Below are 19,706 nucleotides of genomic sequence, written 5' to 3'. Positions count from 1 at the left end.
GGCGGCGACCACGGCGGTGAATAAGTCCGACCGCGGCCCCGAGCGCAAGTGTATCACGGGTATCAGTGCGGATGGCAACCCACATTAACCCCGAATCCGAACGCCCGCACATGAGCGATTCGTACGTGATCGTCGGGGACGGTATCGCGGGTGCGTCCGCGGCCGAGACGCTGCGCGAGCAAGCGCCTGACGCCGAGATCACGGTTCTCACCGACGAGGGAGAGTCCCTCTACAACCGGATCCTGATCAAAGAGTACGCGAAGGGGAAGCTCCCCGAGGCGCCGATCTCGATCCACCAAGAGGAATGGTACGACGAGCACGACGTCGACCTCCGGCTCAACACCGTCGTCGTCGACATCGACGTGGAGAACGACGCGGTCCACACCCACGAGGGCGAGACGTTCGAGTACGACTCCCTCCTGCTCGCGATCGGCGGCACCCCCCAGCAGCTCCCCGTCGAGAACGCGGACGCGGACGGGATCCACCACTTCTGGACGTTCCAAGACGCTCGGCGGATCAAAGAGAGCGTCGAGGGCGCCGAGCGGGCTGTCATCGTCGGTGCGGGGCTCCTCGGGATCGACTTCGCGGCCATCTGCGGCGCGCAGGATGTCGAGGCGAAGTACCTGATGCGCGGCGACTGCTGGTGGCGCTACGCGCTCTCCGAGGAGGGCGCGTCGATCATGCACGACGCGATGCGCGAGCGCGGCGTCGAGCCCGTCTTCGGCTCCGGCGTCGATCACTTCGAGGTCGACGACGACGGCCACGTCGAGGCCGCAGTTGACCCGAACGGCGAGCGCTACGAGTGCGACTTCGCGGGCGTCGCGATCGGCCTGAACTTCAACACCGAGATCGTCGAGCAGACCCCGCTGGAGACGGACAACGGCATCGCCGTCGACGAGTACATGCGAACCAACGTCGACAACGTGTTCGCGGCCGGCGACATCACCACGTTCAACGATCTGGTCCTCGGCGAGCAGGGGAAGAACGGCTCGTGGGGCTCGGCGAAGGAGCAGGGAACGATCGCCGCCCGCAACATGCTCGACTACGGCAGCGAGGCGTTCGAGTGGGTCTCCTCGTACTCGATCACCCACTTCGACTTCCCGTTCCTCTCGTTCGGCCACCCGACCATCGGCGACGACTCGGTCGAGGCGACCACGGCCGAGGGCGAGTGGCGCCGCGTGGCCCTCAAGGACGGCAAGGTCGTCGGCGGCGTCCTCATCGGCGACCTCTCCCCGCAGTCCGCGTTCAAACAGCTCATGCGCGAGGGCCGCGACGTGAGCGATCAGACGGATCTCCTCATGGAGCCCGGCTTCTCCGTCGACGACCTGGCGGCGACGACCGAGCAGTAACGCGGGACGCTCGCCCCCGATCCGTCCGTTTCTCCGGTCGCTCCGTTTACGCTCGTTCGACCCGCTCGCTCGGAACCGACGCAACGTTTATGATTAATCATGACATGCGTTATCGTATGCCACTCCGAGAGACGGGGCGACGGCTTCGGCTCCGGCGGACCGGCTGGATCCCGCCGGGTGCTCGCGTGCGTCACTACGACGAACTCGGCGAGGACGCACAGATCCTCGTGCGGAAGCTCGCCGGGCGACCGAGAACGGCGCCGGAACACGGCGACCTCGACGACGGCGACTTCGTGAAGTTCACCGACTACTACCAGGTTCGCACGCGCTGAGGGTCGGAGAGGCGACGTCGGTCCCCCGCGAACGCCACCCCCGAAGCGAAGTTGTTTTCGCTCGCCGCGCGAACACGGATCCATGGACAGTGGCGGATCTACCGACATGACGCTCGCGTTCGAGCTGGAGGCGCTGAAGACGCTCGCGGACCCCAACGACGTGTTCAACAACGCCCGGCAGTGGACGGAGTACGTCGGCGTGGTCAGCGAGAAGCCGACGTACGTCGTCACCAACTTCACGCGCAAACACCGCGTTCGCCAGGACTTCTTCTCGGGCCCGCGCGGCGTCGAGGAGAGCCTGGAGAACATCGCCGGCCAGTTCGACACGGACCGGCACGTGTTCGTCGGCGTCGACGACGAGGACGAGGCGGTCGCCGAGGCCACCGGCTGGGAGTTCCTCCACGTCGAGGACGCGGCCCAGGCCGCGGGGTGGATCCTCGCGGCGGACGAGCCGGACGAGGAGGAGGCGCCCGAGGAGTCGTCGCGGGACGACTGGCCCTAGGTCGGTCCGATAGCGCGCGAACCGGGCGACCGCCGCGTCCGGGGGGCGGAGGTGGTGGTGTTTTCACCGTCGCCGGGAAACGTGGTGCCATGAGCGACGCGCACGACCACGGCGAGGGCGAAGCGGACCACGGACAGGGCGGCGACAGCGGAGAGGACGCGGACGGCGGCCGCGGGGAAGACGGCGACCGCGGCCACGACCACCACCACGACGACGGAGACCACCACGACGACGGAGACCACCACGACGACGGAGACCACCACGACGACGGAGACCACCACGACGACGGAGACCACCACCACGATGACGACCGCGGCCACGACCATCACCACCACGACGCCGAGTCGGTCGAGGTCGCGGTCGTGACGGTGTCGTCCTCGCGCTCGCTCGACGAGGACCCGTCCGGCGACCACGTCGCCGCCGCGTTCGAGGACGCGGGCCACGAGGTCGCCGTCCGCGAGCTGGTCCCGGACGAGTACGACAGCGTGCAGGGGACCGTAGACCGATTGGCCCGCCGGAAGGACGCCGACGTCGTCGTCACCACCGGCGGCACCGGCGTGACGCCGGACGACGTGACGCCGGAGGCGGTCGACGGCCTCTTCGCGAAGAAGCTCCCCGGCTTCGGCGAGCTGTTCCGCCGGCGCTCGGAGGCCGAGGTCGGGACGCGGACCATCGGGTCGCGGGCGACGGCCGGGATCGTCTCCGCCACGCCCGTCTTCTGTCTCCCCGGCTCCGAGAAGGCGGTCCGGCTCGGCGTCGACGAGATAATCCTCCCGGAGGTCGGCCACCTCGTCGGGCTCGCCGGACGCGACGCGGACGACGAAGACGACGAGGAGGAGACGGAGGGCGACGCCGGCACCGAAGAGGAGACGGAGGGCGACCGCGAGGCGAGCGGGGAGTCGGCGGACGAGGAAGCGAAGTAGGGCCCGCGTCGCCGCGCGGTCTCGACGTCCGCCTCAGACGGCTTCGAGGAAGTTCCGGATCAGGTCGTGGCCGGCCGCGGTCAACACGCTCTCCGGGTGGAACTGCACGGCCTCGATCGGGTGCTCGCGGTGGCGGATCCCCATCACGATCTCGTCGTCCTCGTGGTCCGTCGTCGCCGTCACCGCGAAGGCGTCGGGGACCGCCGTGGCGGCCAGCGAGTGGTACCGCCCGGCGCGGAACCCCTGGTCGAGCCCGGCGAACACCCCCTCGCCGTCGTGATCCACCGGGAACGCCTTGCCGTGGATCGGCTCCGGCGCGTGACCGACGGTCCCGCCGTACTCGTACACGGCGGCCTCTAGGCCGAGACAGACGCCGAGCGTCGGGACCTCGGGCGAGAGCTCCCGGAGCACGGCCGTCGTCACGCCCACGTCGCGCTCGTTCTTCGGGTGACCAGGGCCGGGGCTGATGATAACCGCGTCCGGGTCGGCGTCGCGGATCGCCGCCAGCGACGCGGTGTTCTTGAACACCTCGACGTCGATCGGCTCCGGGTCCCCGCTCGCGTCGTCCTCGCCGTCGAGCGTCTGATCGGAGACGTACTCGACGAGGTTGTAGGTGAACGAGTCGAAGTTGTCGACGACGACGACGTTCATTCGTCGACCTCCGCGCCGGCGGGGAGGGGGTCGTCCGCGGGCGACTCCTCGTCCCGGATCCGGTCGATCGCGGTCAGCACGCCGTCCATCTTCTGCTCGGTCTCCTCGTACTCGGCGGCCGGATCGGAGTCGGCGACGAGCCCGGCGCCGGCCCGGACGGTCACGGCGGCCTCGTCCGGACCGCTCGCGCCCGCCGGCGACTCGTCGAGCGTCGCGGTCCGGATCACGATGGCGAAGTCCGCGTCGCCGGTCCACGCGTAGTAGCCGACGCCGCCACCGTACGCCTCCCGCGGCGTGGTCTCTAACTCCTCGATGATCTCCATCGCGCGCACCTTCGGCGCCCCCGTGAGCGTGCCGGCCGGGAACGTCGCGCGCGTGGCGTCGAAGGCGTCGGCGTCGGCCGCCATCGTCCCCGTGACGGTCGACTCGATGTGCTGGACGTGGCTGTACTTCAGCACGTTCATGAACTCCTCGACGCGGACCGATCCCGCCTCCGAGACGCGCCGGACGTCGTTGCGCGCGAGGTCGACGAGCATCGTGTGCTCCGCGCGCTCCTTCGCGTCGGCGAGCATCTCGCCGGCGAGCCGGCGGTCCTCGACCGGGCTCGTCCCGCGGGAACAGGTGCCCGCGATGGGGTTCGAGACGATCCGGTCGCCCTGCACCGACACCAGCGTCTCCGGGCTCGCGCCGACGATGCTCCGGTCGTCGTGGCGCAGCACGTACATGTACGGCGAGGGGTTCACCTCGCGGAGCGCCGCGTACAGCCCCAGCGAGTCTACCTCGCCGCGGAGCTCCCGGCTCCGCGAGATCACGCCCTGGTAGATGTCGCCGTCGAGGACGTGGCGCTTCGCGGTCCGGACCGCCTCCTCGTACGCCTCGCGTGGGTCCGCGGACTCCGCGTCGACTCGGATCCCGTCGGGCTCCGGCGGCGCGGCCTCACGGAGCTCGGCGCTCACCCGCTCCGCCTCGGCGACGAGGTCGTCGTACACCGCCGCCGGGTCGTCGTCGACACCGATGACCGGCGTGAAGACGAGCTCGGCGCTCCCCTCCTTCTCGTCGAAGACGACCGTGCGGGTCGTGAGCGCGAACTCGGCGTCCGGGAACTCGGTCTCGGGGCGCTCGACGCCGACCTCCTCCAGCCAGAGGTCGTAGACGGCCTCGTACGCGAGGAAGCCGACGAACCCGCCGGAGAGGATCTGCCGGTCGGTGTCGGGGAACCCGCGCAGGCTCACGTCGGGGAACGCCGCGCGGATCCGGTCGACCGCGTCGCCCGCGCCGGGGCCGGTCTCTTTCTCAGATCCGTCCCCGACGAACTCCGCCGCCGGCCCGAGCCGGGTCACGTCCGTGCGGTCGGGGTGGACGGAGACGATCGCCTCGGGGTCGTAGCCGACGAACGAGTAGCGGGCGTGCCGGTCGGCCTTCCCGCCCGACGTGAACGCGCCGTCGGGGTCGCTGGAGGCGACCTTCTCGCCGGACTCCAGGAGGAACCCGTACGGCCCGTCGCCGACGAGGGTCGCGTACGCCGCGAGCGGGGTCACTTCGGCGTCGAGCGCCGCGGACGCCCGGACGACGACCGGCTTCTCCGCGTCGTCGGCGAGCTCGACGAACGCGGCCTTCGAGCGGTCGAGCGGGGAGCCGTCGTCGCTCATGCGAGCTCCATCTCCCGGCCCGCGTTGGCGACGAACCGGGCCACCGCGTTGTGGTCCTTCCGCCCGTCCGCCAGCTCGACGCCGGAGGCGACGTCGACGGCGTACGGGTCGGCGACGCGGACGGCCTCGGCGACGTTGTCGGCCGTGAGCCCGCCCGCGAGCACGACCGGCGACGTGAGCCGGGCCGCCAGCTCGCCCGTCTTCGCCCAGTCGTGGGCCTCGCCGGTGCCGCCGGCGCCGGAGTCGTCGGTCGAGTCGATCACGAGCGCGTCGGCGACCGCGTCGAACTCCTCGGCGCGGGCCGGGTCGTCGGCGTCGACGGCGAGCAGCACCTTCCGCTCCGTCTCCGCGCGGATGTACCGGATCTCGTCGGGCGTCCACTCGCCGTGGAGCTGAATCGCGTCCGGACCGACCGTCCGCAGGAGCTCGACCGCGCGCTCGGCGGAGTCGGGCATCGTGACCAGCGTCGCCGTGACGAACGGCGGGACGTCCGCGAGCAGCTCCGCCGCCGTCGCCGAGTCGACCTCGCGCCCGGAGTCGACCGGCACCTCCGAGATCACGCCGACCGCGTCCGCGCCCGCGTCGACCGCGGCCCGGAGGTCCGCGGCGTCCGTGAGCCCGCAGATCTTTACCCGGGCCATCAGTCGTCGCCCTCCGAGCCGGCGGTCGTCGCCTCCTCGGCGTCGTCCGCCGGGGTCGCCGCTCCCTCCGCGATCCCGTCGTCGCCGCACAGCGCCGCGAACTTCTCGGCGGCCGCGCCGGAGTCGATCGCCTCGGCGGCCCGCTCGACGCCCGCCGCGAGCGTGTCGGCCTCGCCGGCGACGTAGATCGCCGCCCCCGCGTTCGCGAGGATCAGGTCGCGCTTCGGCCCCGTGACGGAGCCGTCGACGATCCCCCGCAGGTCGGCCGCGTTCTCCGCCGGCGTCCCGCCCGAGACGTCCTCGATCGGGGCGCGGTCGAGCCCGAGGTCCTCCGGCGCGATCGTGAACTCGGTCACCTCGTCGCCGACGACCTCGGCGGCGACCGTCTCGTCGTGGATCCCGATCTCGTCCATCCCCGCGCCGTGGACCACCAGCGCGTGCTCGACGGGCATGCGCGCGAGCGACCGGGCGATCGTCCCGACGAGGTCGGGGTCGTAGACGCCGAGCACCTGCGCGTCGGCGCCGGCGGGGTTGGTGAGCGGGCCGAGCACGTTGAATATCGTCCGCATCCCGAGCTCCTTGCGCGGGCCGATCACGGCCTTCATCGCCGGGTGGAAGACGGGCGCGAGCATGAAGCCGATCCCGTCGGCCTCGATGGCGTCCTCGACCGCCGGCGGCTCGGCCTCGACGTCGGCGCCCGCGACCTCCAGCACGTCGGCGCTCCCGGAGGAGGAGGAGACGGAGTAGTTGCCGTGCTTGGCGACCGGGACGCCCGCGCCCGCGGCGACGATCGCGGCGGTCGTCGAGACGTTGATCGTGTCGTGGTCGTCGCCGCCCGTCCCGCAGGTGTCGACGAGCGGCTCGCGGGCCGGCTCGATCGTGCGGGCGGCGTCGCGCATCCCCTGCGCGAAGCCGGCGATCTCGGCCTCGGTCTCGCCCTTCGCCCGGAGGGCGGCGAGGAGGGCGCCGATCTGCGCCTCCGTGGCCTCCTCGAAGACCAGCCGCGCGGCCTCGCGCGACTCCTCGACAGTCAGATCCGTCCCGTCCGTCACGCGTTCGACCGTGTCGTTGATATCCATAGTGTTCACCGATGTATTACTTCGCGTTGTGATGTACAAGTCTGTACACCGATTTAACGCTGTCGCCGCGGTGGTACTCGGTCACGCGGAGCGCGGAAGGAGACAGAACGGGACCGCGGGGACGGCTCAGTCGTCCGCGACGGTGGGAGCGACCGGCGCCTCCGGTTCGGTTTCGGTCGGCGCCTCCGGTTCGGTTTCGGTCGGCGCCTCCGGCTCGGCGGCGGCCGGCTCCGAGGCCGGTGCCCAGCTCAGGTCGCGCTCGTACTCGAACGCGCGGTGGTCGCGCGTCGGGTCGACGACCGTCAACGAGAGCCAGTCGTTGTCCAGCAGTTCCGTCACCTCGTCGTGGTCGGCCAGCGCGTCGGTGACGCGTTCCACGGGGGCGTGCACGACCGTCGAGAGGCGGAGCGGCTGGTGGTACGGGACGCCGTCGGCGGCCATCAGCGACTGGCTGGGGAGCCCGGTCATCAGATCGCCGCCGTTCCCCTGGTAGACGCCGACGTTGCCGACGGGGTTCTGCGTCGCCTTCGACCCGCTCCCGTAGGTCGCGTTGTCGACGGTCGAGAAGTAGTACTGCGCGTTGATCCACTGGGTGACGACCATCGGCCCGGCGAGGATCGCCTCGAGCGCGTCGCCGTCGGGGTCGGTCGACCAGTCGTACGAGTGGAGGAACGCGCGGCCGTCCAGGTCGAGGTCGCTCGTCAGCTCGCGGGGCCCGACGACGAAGCCCGCGTTGCCGGCCAGTCCCCACTCGGGGCGCGTCTCGGCCCAGTCGCCGGCGCGGCGCTCGGTCTCGCCGACGCCCGCCGAGGCGTCGGCGCCCATCGCGTCCGCGCGTTCGGCGGCCGCGCTCTCGCGGGCCGCCGCGAGGTCCGCGCGCAGCGCCGCGAGGTCGTCCGCGTGGCTCTCGGGCACGTCCCCGTAGAGCTCGATCTCGTCGGTCGTCGTGTTGTGTTCGCCGGCGAGGAAGACGGTGTCGTCGGGGACGTCGAAGCCGCGCTCGCGCAGCGCCGCCTTCACGTCGGGGTCGGCGCAGATCGCCGCGAGGACGCGGGCGTTCGGCCCGCCGGGGTTGCCGGCACACGCGCCGCAGTCGAGGCTCGAGTCGTAGGGGTTGTTGGTCGTCTCGCTCGCGTGGCCGGCGAACACCACGAGCCGGCCGAACTCCGTCCAGCCCATCAGATCGAACGCGGTCGCGGCGTACTCGACCTTCTCCTCTTGGGTCAGTCCGATCGGGAGATCGCCGGCGTAGGCGTGCTGGTGGTGGACGGTCTGCTCGCAGAACTCGCGGTCGTCGGGCACCGCGTCGTCCGCGGCCCCCAACAGGTCGCGAACGCGGCTCGGCACCAGCGTGCGGGCCGCGAGCGCCAGTCCGTACCCGCTCCCCGCGTTCTCCACGAAGCCGAAGGCGCTGGCGGGGTTCGTCTTCAGCTTCTTGACGACGTCACCCGCGACCTCGCGGACGCTCGACCGGCGGTCGCGGCGCGCCTGCGCGTCTCCGTCGGTCGGTATCTCGCTGATGCGGTGCCGGGGATCGAGGATGGGCGGGCAGGCGTCGACCGACACGTCGGCGTCGTACGCCTGATACTCCATCGGAACGCCGAAGAAGCCGGCGTACCCGTGGGTCTCGTACTCGCCCTCGTCCTCGATGTGACGCCGGATCACCTCCGACCGCGTGTCGATGCAGAACACCAACTGCGCGTCGGGGCGGGCCGACGGGTCGCTCTCGCCCGAGGAGTCGCCCCCGGCCGGCGGGTCGCTCTCGTCCGGCGACTCGCAGCCGGCCAGGGACCGGCTCTCGGCGAGCGACCGGCTCTCGGCGGTCACGCGCCCGACGACCTCGGAGCGGTAGCTCGCCTCCCAGGCGCTCAGAAACGCCTCGGCGAGCTCGTCGGCCGGATCGGCGTCGGCGCTCCCGGGATCAGTGGCCGGCTCGACATCGACGCCGAACCCGTCGAGGAGCGCGAGGCGGACCGCGACGTAGTCCGCGAGCGTGATCGGGTGGGCCGACTGCCACGCCCCCTCGTCGTCCGCGCGCTGCTTGATGAACCCGGCCCAGCCCGGAAGCGCGGCCAGCTGTTCCTCGAAGACGGGGACCCACTGGCTCTCCGGGTACGGCTCCAAGACGGCCTCGATGGCCTCGGTCGGGGTCTCCGGGAGCGACGCGACGACCCCCTCGTCCGGGACGTCGGCGTCGTGCGGTGCCAGCTCGCGGAAGGCGGCGTAGAACCCCTCGTCGCGGTTCGGCATCGGCCACGCGGCGCCGCCCTCGTCGAGGAACGCCGACAGCCACTTCGTCAGCACGTGATCGACCCGCTCGGCCCCGCCGTCCGGCGCCGCCGACTCGACCGACGCGTCCACGCGTTCGAGCAGCGTCTCCGGGTCGGCCTCGTAGCCGCGGTCGGCGAGCTCCGCGGCGAGCGTCTCGCGGTCGATCCGGCCGTCGTCCAGCGCCGCGCGGAAGACCTCTCGGCTCGGGTAGCCGCGTCCGCCCAACACGTCGGCGGCCTGCGTCACCGCCTCGTCGAACGGTATGTTCTCGAACCCCGAGAGGGGGTTCGCCGTCACGAACGAGTGGATCGGCCAGACCGACCCGACCGTCGCCGCCGCCTCGTCGATGCCGTCGTGGATAGTGGATTCAGCGCTCATTGAACTCCTCCGCTGTCGTACTCCTCGGCGTTCGTCAGCACGGTTCCGGACGACGGGTGCCCCCAGTTCAGGAGCGCGACGTAGAGCCGGCGGCTGCGCTCGTGGAGGCCGGTCTCTATCGCCACGTACGCGGCGAGGAAGGCGGCGGCCACGAGGCCGTGCAGCGCGGTCAGTTCGGTCGGCGCCGAGACGACCGGGAGCCCGGTGAGGAGCGCCGAGACGCCCCTGTAGACGAGCGCGTACACGGTGATCGCCGGCAGGAAGACCAGCGGGACCGCACCGTAGCGGACCGCCGGCGGAAGCGACGCGTGCCGGACCGCGCCCCGCGCCGCGTGGAGGGTCGTGAACGCCACGAACAGGGCGAGCAGCAGTCCGGAGTCGACGCTCGTTCCCTTCCCCGTCAGCAGCGCGAAGACCGCGCCGCCCGCCAGTCCGGTCAGCAGCGTCACCGCGCCGTCGGCGACGCCGGAGACGCCCGTCCGGGGGGCCGTCTGCCCGCTCGGGGCCGTCCGTTCGACCGCACCGCCCGCACCGAGGAAGTGGTAGGCCTTGTAGAAGCCGTGCAGGATGAGGTGGGTGACGGCGGCCCCGAAGAACCCCAGACCGGCCTGCATGATCATGAATCCCATCTGCCCCACCGTCGAGCAGGCCAGCTTGCTCTTGACGTCCGGCCGGACGGACTTGAGGAGCTTCCCGAGCAGCGCGCTGGTCGCGCCGACCGCGACGATAGCGAGCATGAGGCCGGCGTCGACGGTGACGACCGGCGCGAACCGGAGCAGCAGGACGCCGCCGGCGTTGACGAACCCGGCGTGCATCAGCGCCGACGCCGGCGTGGGGGCGGTCATCGACGAGAGCAGCCAGCCGTGGAACGGAAGCAGCGCGGACTGGATCATCGCCGCGAGGACGAGCGCGCCCGCGGCGACGACCCACAGCGGTCCGCCGAGCCCGTCGGCGGCCGCGGCGACGCCGGAGACCGTCGTGGCGCCGGTCGCCCGCCAGAGCGCGGTCAGCGCGACGCCGAGGAGCGCGCTGCTGGCGACGAAGTACCGCCGAGCGAGCGACGCGGCGGCCCGCGCCTGTCTCCACCCGTCGACGACGCCGATGAGCCTCGCCATCACCAGCCCCATCGCCAGCCACAGCAGTCCGAACGCGGCGAGGTGGTCGGCCGCGACGAGGGCCATCACGGTCACCTCGAAGGCGAACACGGCGAGGAAGAACCGCGTCTCGTGGGCGCTTCCCGCCATGTACCGGCGCGAGTAGCTGTGGACGACGCCGCCGAAGAAGGCGACGACCACCCACATCAGGACGGTGAGTCCGTCGACGGCGAACGCGCCGGGGACCGCCGGGGCGAAACCGATTCGGACTCGGGCGACGAGGACCGCGAGGCTCGCGGCGAACAGCGACCAGGCGAGCCACGTGAGTGCGACGGGCGCGAACGGCGTCTCCGCCGTCGCGTCCGGGAGCGCTCCGACCGTCGTTTTCGAGTTGGATTCCGACATCGTTCGGCTCGTGCGACCAATCTCCGTAGCCGACCCGCACGGCGAACCGGTATCGGTCGTCTTCACTCCGTCTAGTGAACAGATTGTGTATTAAATCTGTTTATCTTCACAAACTGTTCGATATAATCTCATTATAGAACATTATAGTTATCGCGAGGAGACGGGTCCGCGTCGTGAACCGAGCGGAGCGGGTTCGTAGGCGTAATCGTGGACGTGTCCGGACGGGGTTCGTCCCGAGCGGCTCGTCCGCGGGTCCGTAACGGATACGTCGCCGACGACCAGTCCAGTTCTCGGTCCGTTCGCGAATCGCGTTCAGAAAACCATATCGTTATCCGATCCGCAGTGTCGGTATGGAGGAACTCACCGGGACCGTCCTCGCCGGCGAGTCGTTCGAGCCGACTCGCGGGCGTCTCGTCGTCGACGACGGTCGGATCGAGGCCGTCGAGGAGACCGACACGGAGTCGACCGACATCGTCCTGCCCGCGTTCGTCAACGCCCACACGCATCTAGGGGACTCCGTCGCGAAGGAGGCGGCCGTCGGGCTGTCGCTCGACGAGGCGGTGGCCCCGCCGGAGAGCCTGAAACACCGGCGGCTGGCGGCCGCCGACCGCGCCGACCTCGTGTCGGCGATGCGCCGAACGCTCCGGTTCGCGCGGCGGACCGGTACGATCTCCTGTTTGGACTTCCGGGAGAACGGAGTGGCCGGGGCGCGGGCCCTCCGCGAGGCGGCGTCGTCGGTCGCCGTCGACCCGTTCATCTTCGGGAGCGGCGACCCCGCCGTCCTCGACGTCGCCGACGGGTACGGGGCCTCCGGGGCGAACGACGACGACTTCGCCGACGAACGCGCCGCGTGCGAGGACCGCGGCGTTCCCTTCGCCATCCACGCCGGCGAGCCGGACGCGACCGACATCCACCCGGCGCTCGACCTCGATCCGGACCTGCTCGTTCATATGGTACACGCCGAGCGGGAGCACCTCGAACGCGTCGCGGACCGGTCGGTCCCGGTCGCCGTGTGCCCGCGCGCGAACGAGGTCCTCGACGTCGGAACGCCGCCGGTCCGGGAGCTGCTCGACCACACGACCGTCGCGCTCGGCACGGACAACGTCATGCTGAACGCCCCGTCGATGTTCCGCGAGATGGCGTACACGGCGAAGCGGTTCGACGTGACCGCCCGGGAGGTGCTACGGATGGCGACCGCCGCCGGCGCCGAGATCGCGGGGCTCGACTGCGGCGTCATCGCGCCCGGGCGACGGGCCGCGCTCGTCGTCCTCGACGGCGACTCGGACAACCTGGCCGGCTCGGAGGACCCGGTGCGGGCGGTCGTCCGGCGCGCGACCGCGCTCGACGTCAAGCGGGTCGTCGGGTAGCGACCGGTCCGCGTTCAGGAGTCGGTCTCGGCGTCGAACTTGCCGAACGGCGTCGCCTCGTGGCTCCGAACGAGCACCTCGTCCGCGACGGTGAGCCCCATGTCGAGGAGCTCCTGTGCCACGGGCGTGATGTCGCCGTCCGACTCGCCGACCGCCGTCACGAGGAGGTTCTGTTCGCCGGTGACCAGCTCCTGCACCGAGATGACGCCGTCGATCTTCAGGATCTCGGGGAGCAGCTCGCCGCGCTCGGGTATCGACGCGGTGCAGTAGAGCAGCATCCGGAGCGGATACCCCGACTTCTGGTAGTCGACGTCGGCGCTGTACCCCTTGATTATCCCGTCTGACTCGAGGCGCTGGATGCGTTTGCGGACGGTGCTGTCCGACGTCCCGGTGCGCTCCGCGATGTCCCCTGACGAGGTGTTTCGGGCGTCCTCTTGGAGCGCGTACAGGATCGCCCTGTCCACGTCGTCGATCGCTTCGTCAGCCATACCGGAGCCTCCGTGGCATAGCCACTTTACTGTTCTATGTCGCTTTTAAACGGAGCGGGGACGCCCGACGCGAGTCCACCGCGGCCTACGCCACGTCCAGCGACGTGTCACCCTGCGCCTCGACGACGACCACGGGGACCTCGGCGTCGTCGATCACGGTGTCCGTCGTGGAGCCGAACACGAACCGGCCGACGGCGCCAGTGGTGGGGGCGCCGACGACCACGAGGTCGTAGTACGGCGACTGCTCGACGATCGCGCCCGCGGCGGTCCGGTCCTCGACGAGCCAGCGGTCCACCCTGTCGAAGTCGCCGAGGCGGTCGCGGGCCGACGAGAGGAGGCGATCGCCGGCCGCGGCGTACTCGGCGGCGTCGGCGTCCTCGCGGTCGCCGACCGGCGTCGCGTCCCCGTCGACGAGCGCCTCGTCGGAGGGGACGACGTGGAACAGTTCGAGCCAAGAGCCGGTCGCGTCGGCGACCTCGCGGGCCACGTCGACGGTCGCCCCCGTGTGCGGGCCGGCGCCGACGGCCACGAGGATCGAGGACACGCGGTCCGGCCGCGCCGCTCGGTCTTTCCCCTTCAGACGGGCGTGCGCCGCCGTCGTGGTCGACGCGGCCGCCTCCCTGACCGCCGGTTCGACGACAGGCTCGCCGACACCGTCGCCGACCGTCGGCGCCTCGGCGCTCGCTTCGTCCGCGTCGCTCCCGTACATACCCCCAACGTCAGACGCGCGTCAGATAAATCCCGCCGGTCCGCGCCGACCGTTCGAGCGCGTCAGTCTCTGAAGAACGCGTCGCGCTCGAACGGCTCCGCCTCGCCCTCGACGGCGACGACGTCGAGCGCGGTGACTTCTGCGCCGACGCCCAGCAGCCCGGCGAGGCTCGGCTCGGTGCGGCCCTCGTCCCCCGAGATCAGCTCCTTGATGTAGAGCCCGCCGGCGCCGCGGACCTCGACGGTCGCGTGACGCGGGTCGTCGACCTCCGCGGTCGCCTCGTACACGTCGCGCTCGCGGGTGAGGCTCGCGCGCCGGTGGTCCACTCGGTTCGGGGTGTACTGCTCGACCGTCGTCCCCTCCAGTTCGTCGACCGCCTCGGCGAGGGCGTCGGCGTCGACGTCGGCGTCGAACGCCACCTGCGCGCGGTAGCGCTTGGCGGCGTCGTGCTCCTTCACGCGCTCGACCATGTCGTAGGTCGCGAGCCGGAGCCCCTCGACCTCGACGGCGCCGTCGGCGAAGGCGTTGATGTCCGACTGGAGGCGCTCGACGTCGACCCGACGCCGACGCGGCTCCTCCACCTCGATCACGAACGGCCGTCCGGTGCCGAGCATGAGCGCGTCGACGTCCTCGCGGCCCGCCCCGTGGAACGTCGCCTCCGTCCCGTCCATCACGTCCTCGACGATCGGCGCGGTGTACTCCTCGACGCTGTCGTCGTAGAGGTAGCCGGAGCCCCCGCAGTGGTCGCAGGGGTCCGCGCCCTGCCGGCCGGAGCCCTTGCACTCGCGGCAGGGCCACTCGGTCTGCGGGATGTCGCGCTCCAGTTTCCTGTATCGCCCGTACACGAAGGTGGAGTTCACCTTCGCGTCGATCTCGTCGTCCGCGAGGTCGATCGTGAACTGCACGTCCGGGCGGTCGAAGGACACCTCCGCACCCGTGAGCCGGCCGAACCGCTTGCCGACCTCGCGGTTGAACTCGGATTTAAACGGTTCGCCCGCGTCCTCGTCCAGCCCGGCGTCGGCGCGGAGCAGCGCCTCGTTCTCCTCGATCAGCGGCGGCGGGCGCGTGCCGACGTTGTACGTGGCGAACTCGATCCCCTCGACCGCCTCGTCGGCGCGCTCGGCCCACGCGTCGAACTCGGTGCAGCGGCCCTCGCAGACCCAGCAGTCCGCGGTGTCGACCGGTTCGTGGTCCTCGTCGTCGCGCAGCGAGAGCGAGACGCGCAGCGCCGACCCCCGCTCGGCGTTCGACAGCCCGAAGCTCCGGTCGGCGACCAGCCGGCCGAGACAGGCGTCGCACACCGGTCCCGTCTCGGTCGCCCGCGCCGCGACCTCCAGTACGTCCATACGAACCCCAGCGCCCGGCGTGGTAACTGTCTTACTACATCGGGGGCGACGGGTGGTCGCGGAGGACCGGCGCCGCGGGACGCGCGGCCTCCCGGCCGACTTAAGAGGGTCCGATTCGTTTCGCCGGGCGTGAACGAGCCGGCGTCCCGGGAGGAGAAGCTGGAGCTCGGCGTCGAGCTGCTCGCGCACCTCGAGCACGAGGAGCTGGCGCTCCCCGACGCGATCGACCGGATCGAGACGGTGACGACGAGCCCCGCGCTCACCCGCGACATCCTCGACGCCGCCGAGAAGCGGGGCCTCATCGAGCGCGAGGACGCCCGGCTCCGAGTCCAGCGAGGCGGCACCTACGTGAACTACGACAGCCAAGTCGTCCAGCGCGAGGGCGAGTTCGAGTGTCGCCGCTGCGGGACCTCGATTTCGACCGGACACTTCGTGAAGCTCGACGCCGGCGAGCTCGGCCCGTTCGGATCCTCCTGCATCCGGAAGGTGACCGGGCGCGATAGCGACGACGAGTGAGAACCGCGGTCTCGACGCGCATTTTTAAATAACCGACGCGGTGGCGCGTGCCTGCGAGCGGCTGAAAGGCCGCGAGCAGCGAGGGACCGGAGGTCCCTCTGGCAGCCGGCGGCCTCGCCGCCGGCGACAGCACGCGCGAGGGACGCGGCGAGCGCTCTTGAGCGCGAGCCGCGAGGCTGGGAGGTACGAGGTTGCGGTGCGGTTGCGGTCGGGTGGGACTCAAAGGGGCAGTCGCGAGGACGAAGCACGGCGCAGCAAGGACCGCAGGAGCGAGTGAAACGAGCGACCGAGGACCGCAGCAAGCCGCGCGAGTCCTCGCGACTGGGGCTTTGAAGATGTTCTCTCAGGTACCGACAGTGACTATTTATATAGGGTTGGCCGGTCCGGACAAGACACTGCTCATCGAAGCACGATCACGGGGCTCTGTTGAAACCCTCAGCAAGTGGTATGTTCTGCTCCGATAGCGGTCAATACGGACGAGGTATCTAGTGAAGCCTTCTGCCTTTGAAGAGTCCATACGGCATTTCGGGATTACTACACCCCTTATAACCGTCGGTGAGGTAAACTGTGCGTATGGTCCCTGAATGGTCACGACGGAAGACCCTCCACCTCTCCGGTGTAGCAGCCCTCACCGGCCTTGCTGGTTGTAGCGCCGTGGGATTCGACGCGCAGCCACAGGTTAGTTCATCGCTTGGAACGACTGCCTATGATGCGGTCATCGGTGACCAACCGACGCCCGAGGAGGGTGCCCCCGCGGTCTGGGGAGTACTACTCGCGCATCCAGACGCCGCGCGCAAACTCATCGACTGGGGAGCGCTCACCCCAGCAGAGGGCGACGGCGGCCCCGGGACGGAGTTCCGCACGTTTGACCCGAATACGCAGTTCATGTCGGTGATTGTCGGCGTTCTTCCGACGGGTGACGCCCTCACGGACTATCGCGAAGAGAACGGGAATGTCGTCGAAGACGTCGTCGATGACTTCACCGACCGCTCTGTCTACCGAAACGGGCAACTTCGATACGACGTGACCTCATACCAAGCGTTCCCGCCGGATCCGGACACCCCTGAGTATCATTACGACTATTCGTTCACTCTCTGGCATCTGAACGGTGCCGACCGACCGACTGAAATCGCCGTCGATTATCACGACGCCTGAGACGATCCAGTAGTTCCGATGACTACCGTAGCGTCTCGGTGGTCAATACGCAGTTCCTACTGACTAGCCGTTTCTGACGAGAAGATGTCTGAAGAATAGGACTTCAACGGAGCCGATTACGGTTATCCCAGTACCCGACCTCGTATGCCACGTCCTGACGCGCAAGCGAACGGTTTTTGCGTCGACCGACGGGAGGAGACGTATGGACGAGGACACCCCCGAGGAGACGGGGCCGTCGGCGCCGGCGGGCGACTCCGGACACCCGGAGGGCACCCGCACAGCGCGGGCCGACGGCGGGACGGAGCGCGCGGACGGACCGACCGAGGACGTCGCGCTCGACCCGTGGGGGTCGGCGTCGGTCGGCGACTACGCGGACCTGTTCGAGGAGTTCGGCATCGAGGCGTTCGACGACGTGGCCGACGACGTGGTCGACCCGCACTACCTGATGCGGCGCGGCGTCATCTTCGGGCACCGCGAGTACGACGCCGTCGCCGAGGCGATGGCGAACGACGAGCCGTTCGCCGCGCTCTCCGGGTTCATGCCGACCGGCGACCCGCACATCGGCCACAAGCTCGTCTTCGACGAGATCATCTGGCATCAGGAGCAGGGCGGCGACGCGTTCGGCCTGATCGCCGACCTCGAGGCCCACTCCGCGCGGGGGATGTCGTGGGACGAGATCGACGAGCACGCGCGCAACTACCCGCTCAGCCTCCTCGCGCTCGGCTTCGACGCCGAGGACGGCGAGCTGTACCGGCAGTCGGATAACCGCGAGGTCCAGGACCTCGGCTTCGAGCTGGGCTCGAAGGCGAACTTCTCGGAGTTCGAGGCCATCTACGGCTTCGACGGCGAGACGAACATCTCGCACATGCAGAGCGTGGTGACCCAGACCGCCGACATCCTCTACCCGCAGCTCGTCGACGAGCCGAAGCCCACCGTCATCCCCGTCGGCCCGGATCAGGACCCGCACGTCCGGCTGACCCGCGACCTGGCGACGCGGATGCGCTACTTCAAGGTGACCGAGGCGTTCGCGAGCTTCGAGCTGGACGACGCGGAGCGACAGCTCGTCCGGGCCGCGTACGACGCGCTCGCGGCCGACGTCGACGACGCCGAGACCGACGTGCGTTGCGAGGGCGCCGCCGCGTGGCTCGCCGACTACGAGCCGCCGGAGGCCGGCGCCGCCGACAGAGACGCCGCCGATGGGGACGCCGCCGACGGAGACGCCGACGACGCCCCCGACCTCGCGGCCGCCAAGTCGACCGCCCTCGACAAGCTCCGCGCGGGCGGTAAGGAGCCGCTCCGCCCCCGCGTGCGCTTCTTCGACCGCAACGCCACCGACGAGGCGTTCGAGGCCCTGATCGAGGCGGTCGAGGGCGACAAGCGCGTCTTCGAGGGCCACGTCGACGCCTTCGACCTCACCCGCGGCGAGGCCGAGTCGCTCGCGCGCGAGGTCGAGATCGATCACGACGGGTTCGGCTTCCGCCAGCCCTCCTCGATCTATCACCGGTTCATGACCGGGCTCACCGGCGGGAAGATGTCCTCGTCGATCCCGGCGAGCCACATCTCCCTGCTCGACGACCCCGAGGACGGCTACGAGAAGGTGAAGGCGGCGACCACCGGCGGGCGCGACACCGCCGAGAAGCAGCGCGAGCTCGGCGGCGAGGCCGACGAGTGCCCCGTCTACGAGCTGTACGCCTACCTGCTCGCGGGCGACGACGACGAGCTCACGAAGACCGTCTACTCCGAGTGCGTCAACGGCGAGCGCCTCTGCGGCGGCTGCAAGGAGCAGGCGGCCGAGCTCATGCGAGAGTTCCTCGAAGACCACCAAGAGAAGCGCGAGGAGGTCGAGGAACTCCTCGACGACCTCGACATCGACCTCGACTCCGACCGGCGCGGGACGGGCGGCGAGCACTGAGGCGTCTCCGCTGGAGTCGCGGGCCAACTCTCACGCACTCTTTTATAAATAAACGGTGCGGTGGCGCGTGCCGACGAGCGTCCGGAGGGCGCGAGTCGCACGCGCGAGGGAGTCGGCCGACCGGAAGGAGGCCGACGAGGCTGGGGAGGCGTGAGGCTGTGGTGCGGTCGCGGTCGGGTGAGACTCGAAGGGGCAGCCGCGAGGGCGAAGGCGCGCGACGCAAGGACCGCAGGCGCGAACGGAGTGAGCGCCGAGGACTGCAGCGAGCGCACCGAGTCCTCGCGGCTGGGGCTTTGGTGGTGCTCGCTGTCGATCCGGATTCGATCATTTATATGTGAGTGGCTGGGGCTTCGGAGGTGTTCGCCACCGATCCGAATTCGATCATTTATAAGTAACAGCGACCGACCTACAGCTCGTTTTTTACGTACACGCCCAGCAGTCCGCCGAGCGCGCTCAACACCACGGAGTAGGCGACGCCGCCCAACACCACGATGACGGCGACGAAGACGATCCCTCCGGCCGCGAGGCCGACTTCGAGCGGGAACCCGAAGACTCCAAGGAACGGAAGGATCACCAGCGCGAGCAGCAGCAGCCCGACGATCGGGATCGACGCGATCGCACCGGAGAGCGCGCCGACGCGCAGCCCGTCGTCGCCGTTTAAATACCCGGCGACCGCGCCGCCGAGGAGCGGTGAGATACCGGTAAACGAGAGGAGGGCCGACGCGATAGCGCCGACGACAGCGTTGAGGAGGGTGTTCTCGGTGTCCATGTGCCGTCGGTCTTCCGGGGACGGCATACGTCTTGCGGACCTCTAAGTGCGAGCCATCCACGACCGACGCGACCGCCCGACGACCGAGGCGATAGTTTATGGGGCGGGCGCCACCTCTCACGGGTATGAGCGAGCAGGAGACGATCCACGTCGCGGACGTCAGCGAGGGG

General features: G+C 70.2%; 18 protein-coding genes. 8 read left to right on the top strand and 10 right to left on the bottom strand.

Annotated elements, in window-relative coordinates; genetic code table 11:
• Positions 1–110 precede the first annotated feature (110 nt).
• From DJ82_RS03015 to DJ82_RS03000, 4 genes are all read left to right on the top strand, one after another.
• Positions 111–1,349, top strand: coding sequence for an NAD(P)/FAD-dependent oxidoreductase (locus DJ82_RS03015; protein WP_094522035.1), 1,239 nt, complete (start codon positions 111–113; stop codon positions 1,347–1,349).
• A gap of 116 nt (positions 1,350–1,465) precedes the next feature.
• Positions 1,466–1,681 carry a hypothetical protein gene (locus DJ82_RS03010; protein ID WP_094522034.1) on the top strand — a complete coding sequence of 72 codons (216 nt, stop codon included), beginning with the start codon at positions 1,466–1,468 and terminating at the stop codon, positions 1,679–1,681.
• Positions 1,682–1,763: 82 nt separating this feature from the next.
• Positions 1,764–2,183: a hypothetical protein gene (locus tag DJ82_RS03005; protein ID WP_094522033.1), complete on the top strand. Its 420-nt coding sequence runs from the start codon at positions 1,764–1,766 to the stop codon at positions 2,181–2,183.
• Between the two features lie 89 nt (positions 2,184–2,272).
• Positions 2,273–3,106: a molybdenum cofactor biosynthesis protein B gene (locus DJ82_RS03000; protein ID WP_094581034.1), complete on the top strand. Its 834-nt coding sequence runs from the start codon at positions 2,273–2,275 to the stop codon at positions 3,104–3,106.
• Between the two features lie 33 nt (positions 3,107–3,139).
• Here the strand turns inward: DJ82_RS03000 and trpG are convergent, their stop codons facing one another.
• The 6 genes from trpG to DJ82_RS02970 form a co-directional block, all read right to left on the bottom strand.
• A complete protein-coding gene (gene trpG / locus DJ82_RS02995; RefSeq protein WP_094527880.1) occupies positions 3,140–3,757 on the bottom strand; it encodes an anthranilate synthase component II in 618 nt (205 codons plus the stop codon).
• Positions 3,754–5,406 (bottom strand): anthranilate synthase component I, encoded by a 1,653-nt coding sequence (gene trpE / locus DJ82_RS02990; RefSeq protein ID WP_094581033.1) that lies wholly within the window; start codon positions 5,404–5,406, stop codon positions 3,754–3,756. The genes trpG and trpE overlap by 4 nt, the downstream gene beginning before the upstream one ends.
• Complete coding sequence (locus DJ82_RS02985) at positions 5,403–6,047, bottom strand: phosphoribosylanthranilate isomerase (protein WP_094522029.1); 645 nt, start codon at positions 6,045–6,047, stop codon at positions 5,403–5,405. Before DJ82_RS02985 ends, trpE begins: the two co-directional genes overlap by 4 nt.
• Positions 6,047–7,126, bottom strand: coding sequence for an anthranilate phosphoribosyltransferase (trpD, locus tag DJ82_RS02980; protein WP_094581032.1), 1,080 nt, complete (start codon positions 7,124–7,126; stop codon positions 6,047–6,049). Before trpD ends, DJ82_RS02985 begins: the two co-directional genes overlap by 1 nt.
• Positions 7,127–7,252: 126 nt before the next feature.
• Positions 7,253–9,775 carry a DUF2309 domain-containing protein gene (locus tag DJ82_RS02975; protein WP_094581031.1) on the bottom strand — a complete coding sequence of 841 codons (2,523 nt, stop codon included), beginning with the start codon at positions 9,773–9,775 and terminating at the stop codon, positions 7,253–7,255.
• Positions 9,772–11,274, bottom strand: a complete 1,503-nt coding sequence (locus tag DJ82_RS02970) for a proton-conducting transporter membrane subunit (protein WP_094581035.1) — start codon at positions 11,272–11,274, stop codon at positions 9,772–9,774. The genes DJ82_RS02975 and DJ82_RS02970 overlap by 4 nt, the downstream gene beginning before the upstream one ends.
• A 350-nt stretch (positions 11,275–11,624) precedes the next feature.
• Here DJ82_RS02970 and DJ82_RS02965 point away from each other — a divergent pair, with 350 nt between their 5' ends.
• The gene (locus DJ82_RS02965) at positions 11,625–12,641 is read left to right on the top strand and encodes an amidohydrolase family protein (protein WP_094522026.1); all 1,017 of its coding nucleotides are present in this window, start codon (positions 11,625–11,627) and stop codon (positions 12,639–12,641) included.
• A 14-nt stretch (positions 12,642–12,655) separates the two neighbouring features.
• Here the strand turns inward: DJ82_RS02965 and DJ82_RS02960 are convergent, their stop codons facing one another.
• From DJ82_RS02960 to DJ82_RS02950, 3 genes are all read right to left on the bottom strand, one after another.
• On the bottom strand, positions 12,656–13,129 hold the full coding sequence (locus DJ82_RS02960; RefSeq protein ID WP_094522025.1) for an Lrp/AsnC family transcriptional regulator: 474 nt from the start codon (positions 13,127–13,129) through the stop codon (positions 12,656–12,658).
• Between the two features lie 85 nt (positions 13,130–13,214).
• Positions 13,215–13,838, bottom strand: coding sequence for a universal stress protein (locus DJ82_RS02955; protein ID WP_094581030.1), 624 nt, complete (start codon positions 13,836–13,838; stop codon positions 13,215–13,217).
• Between the two features lie 62 nt (positions 13,839–13,900).
• Positions 13,901–15,184 (bottom strand): tRNA pseudouridine(54/55) synthase Pus10, encoded by a 1,284-nt coding sequence (locus DJ82_RS02950; protein WP_094581029.1) that lies wholly within the window; start codon positions 15,182–15,184, stop codon positions 13,901–13,903.
• Between the two features lie 129 nt (positions 15,185–15,313).
• Here DJ82_RS02950 and DJ82_RS02945 point away from each other — a divergent pair, with 129 nt between their 5' ends.
• The 3 genes from DJ82_RS02945 (at position 15,314) to DJ82_RS02935 (ending at position 18,767) form a co-directional block, all read left to right on the top strand.
• The gene (locus DJ82_RS02945) at positions 15,314–15,700 is read left to right on the top strand and encodes a DUF5830 family protein (protein WP_094581028.1); all 387 of its coding nucleotides are present in this window, start codon (positions 15,314–15,316) and stop codon (positions 15,698–15,700) included.
• Between the two features lie 573 nt (positions 15,701–16,273).
• Positions 16,274–16,855 carry a hypothetical protein gene (locus DJ82_RS02940; RefSeq protein WP_094522021.1) on the top strand — a complete coding sequence of 194 codons (582 nt, stop codon included), beginning with the start codon at positions 16,274–16,276 and terminating at the stop codon, positions 16,853–16,855.
• A 202-nt stretch (positions 16,856–17,057) separates the two neighbouring features.
• Positions 17,058–18,767, top strand: a complete 1,710-nt coding sequence (locus DJ82_RS02935) for a tryptophan--tRNA ligase (protein ID WP_094581027.1) — start codon at positions 17,058–17,060, stop codon at positions 18,765–18,767.
• Between the two features lie 406 nt (positions 18,768–19,173).
• Here the strand turns inward: DJ82_RS02935 and DJ82_RS02930 are convergent, their stop codons facing one another.
• The gene (locus tag DJ82_RS02930) at positions 19,174–19,536 is read right to left on the bottom strand and encodes a DUF5518 domain-containing protein (RefSeq protein WP_094527888.1); all 363 of its coding nucleotides are present in this window, start codon (positions 19,534–19,536) and stop codon (positions 19,174–19,176) included.
• Between the last annotated feature and the right edge of the window lie 170 nt (positions 19,537–19,706).

It is taken from the genome of Halorubrum sp. Ib24 (genome assembly GCF_002252745.1).
Lineage (GTDB): Archaea > Halobacteriota > Halobacteria > Halobacteriales > Haloferacaceae > Halorubrum.
This window is presented reverse-complemented; position numbering and strand designations above follow the sequence as displayed.

Excerpts from the sequence above, each read along its gene's own strand:
- DJ82_RS02935 (WP_094581027.1), top strand. The coding sequence starts at position 17,058 with ATGGACGAGGACACCCCCGAGGAGACGGGGCCGTCGGCGCCGGCGGGC.
- DJ82_RS02965 (WP_094522026.1), top strand. The coding sequence starts at position 11,625 with ATGGAGGAACTCACCGGGACCGTCCTCGCCGGCGAGTCGTTCGAGCCG.
- trpG (WP_094527880.1), bottom strand. The coding sequence starts at position 3,757 with ATGAACGTCGTCGTCGTCGACAACTTCGACTCGTTCACCTACAACCTC.
- DJ82_RS03000 (WP_094581034.1), top strand. The coding sequence starts at position 2,273 with ATGAGCGACGCGCACGACCACGGCGAGGGCGAAGCGGACCACGGACAG.
- DJ82_RS02930 (WP_094527888.1), bottom strand. The coding sequence starts at position 19,536 with ATGGACACCGAGAACACCCTCCTCAACGCTGTCGTCGGCGCTATCGCG.
- DJ82_RS02950 (WP_094581029.1), bottom strand. The coding sequence starts at position 15,184 with ATGGACGTACTGGAGGTCGCGGCGCGGGCGACCGAGACGGGACCGGTG.
- DJ82_RS02985 (WP_094522029.1), bottom strand. The coding sequence starts at position 6,047 with ATGGCCCGGGTAAAGATCTGCGGGCTCACGGACGCCGCGGACCTCCGG.
- DJ82_RS03005 (WP_094522033.1), top strand. The coding sequence starts at position 1,764 with ATGGACAGTGGCGGATCTACCGACATGACGCTCGCGTTCGAGCTGGAG.
- DJ82_RS02970 (WP_094581035.1), bottom strand. The coding sequence starts at position 11,274 with ATGTCGGAATCCAACTCGAAAACGACGGTCGGAGCGCTCCCGGACGCG.
- DJ82_RS02960 (WP_094522025.1), bottom strand. The coding sequence starts at position 13,129 with ATGGCTGACGAAGCGATCGACGACGTGGACAGGGCGATCCTGTACGCG.
- DJ82_RS02955 (WP_094581030.1), bottom strand. The coding sequence starts at position 13,838 with ATGTACGGGAGCGACGCGGACGAAGCGAGCGCCGAGGCGCCGACGGTC.
- DJ82_RS02975 (WP_094581031.1), bottom strand. The coding sequence starts at position 9,775 with ATGAGCGCTGAATCCACTATCCACGACGGCATCGACGAGGCGGCGGCG.
- trpD (WP_094581032.1), bottom strand. The coding sequence starts at position 7,126 with ATGGATATCAACGACACGGTCGAACGCGTGACGGACGGGACGGATCTG.
- DJ82_RS02940 (WP_094522021.1), top strand. The coding sequence starts at position 16,274 with ATGGTCCCTGAATGGTCACGACGGAAGACCCTCCACCTCTCCGGTGTA.
- DJ82_RS03010 (WP_094522034.1), top strand. The coding sequence starts at position 1,466 with ATGCCACTCCGAGAGACGGGGCGACGGCTTCGGCTCCGGCGGACCGGC.
- DJ82_RS03015 (WP_094522035.1), top strand. The coding sequence starts at position 111 with ATGAGCGATTCGTACGTGATCGTCGGGGACGGTATCGCGGGTGCGTCC.
- trpE (WP_094581033.1), bottom strand. The coding sequence starts at position 5,406 with ATGAGCGACGACGGCTCCCCGCTCGACCGCTCGAAGGCCGCGTTCGTC.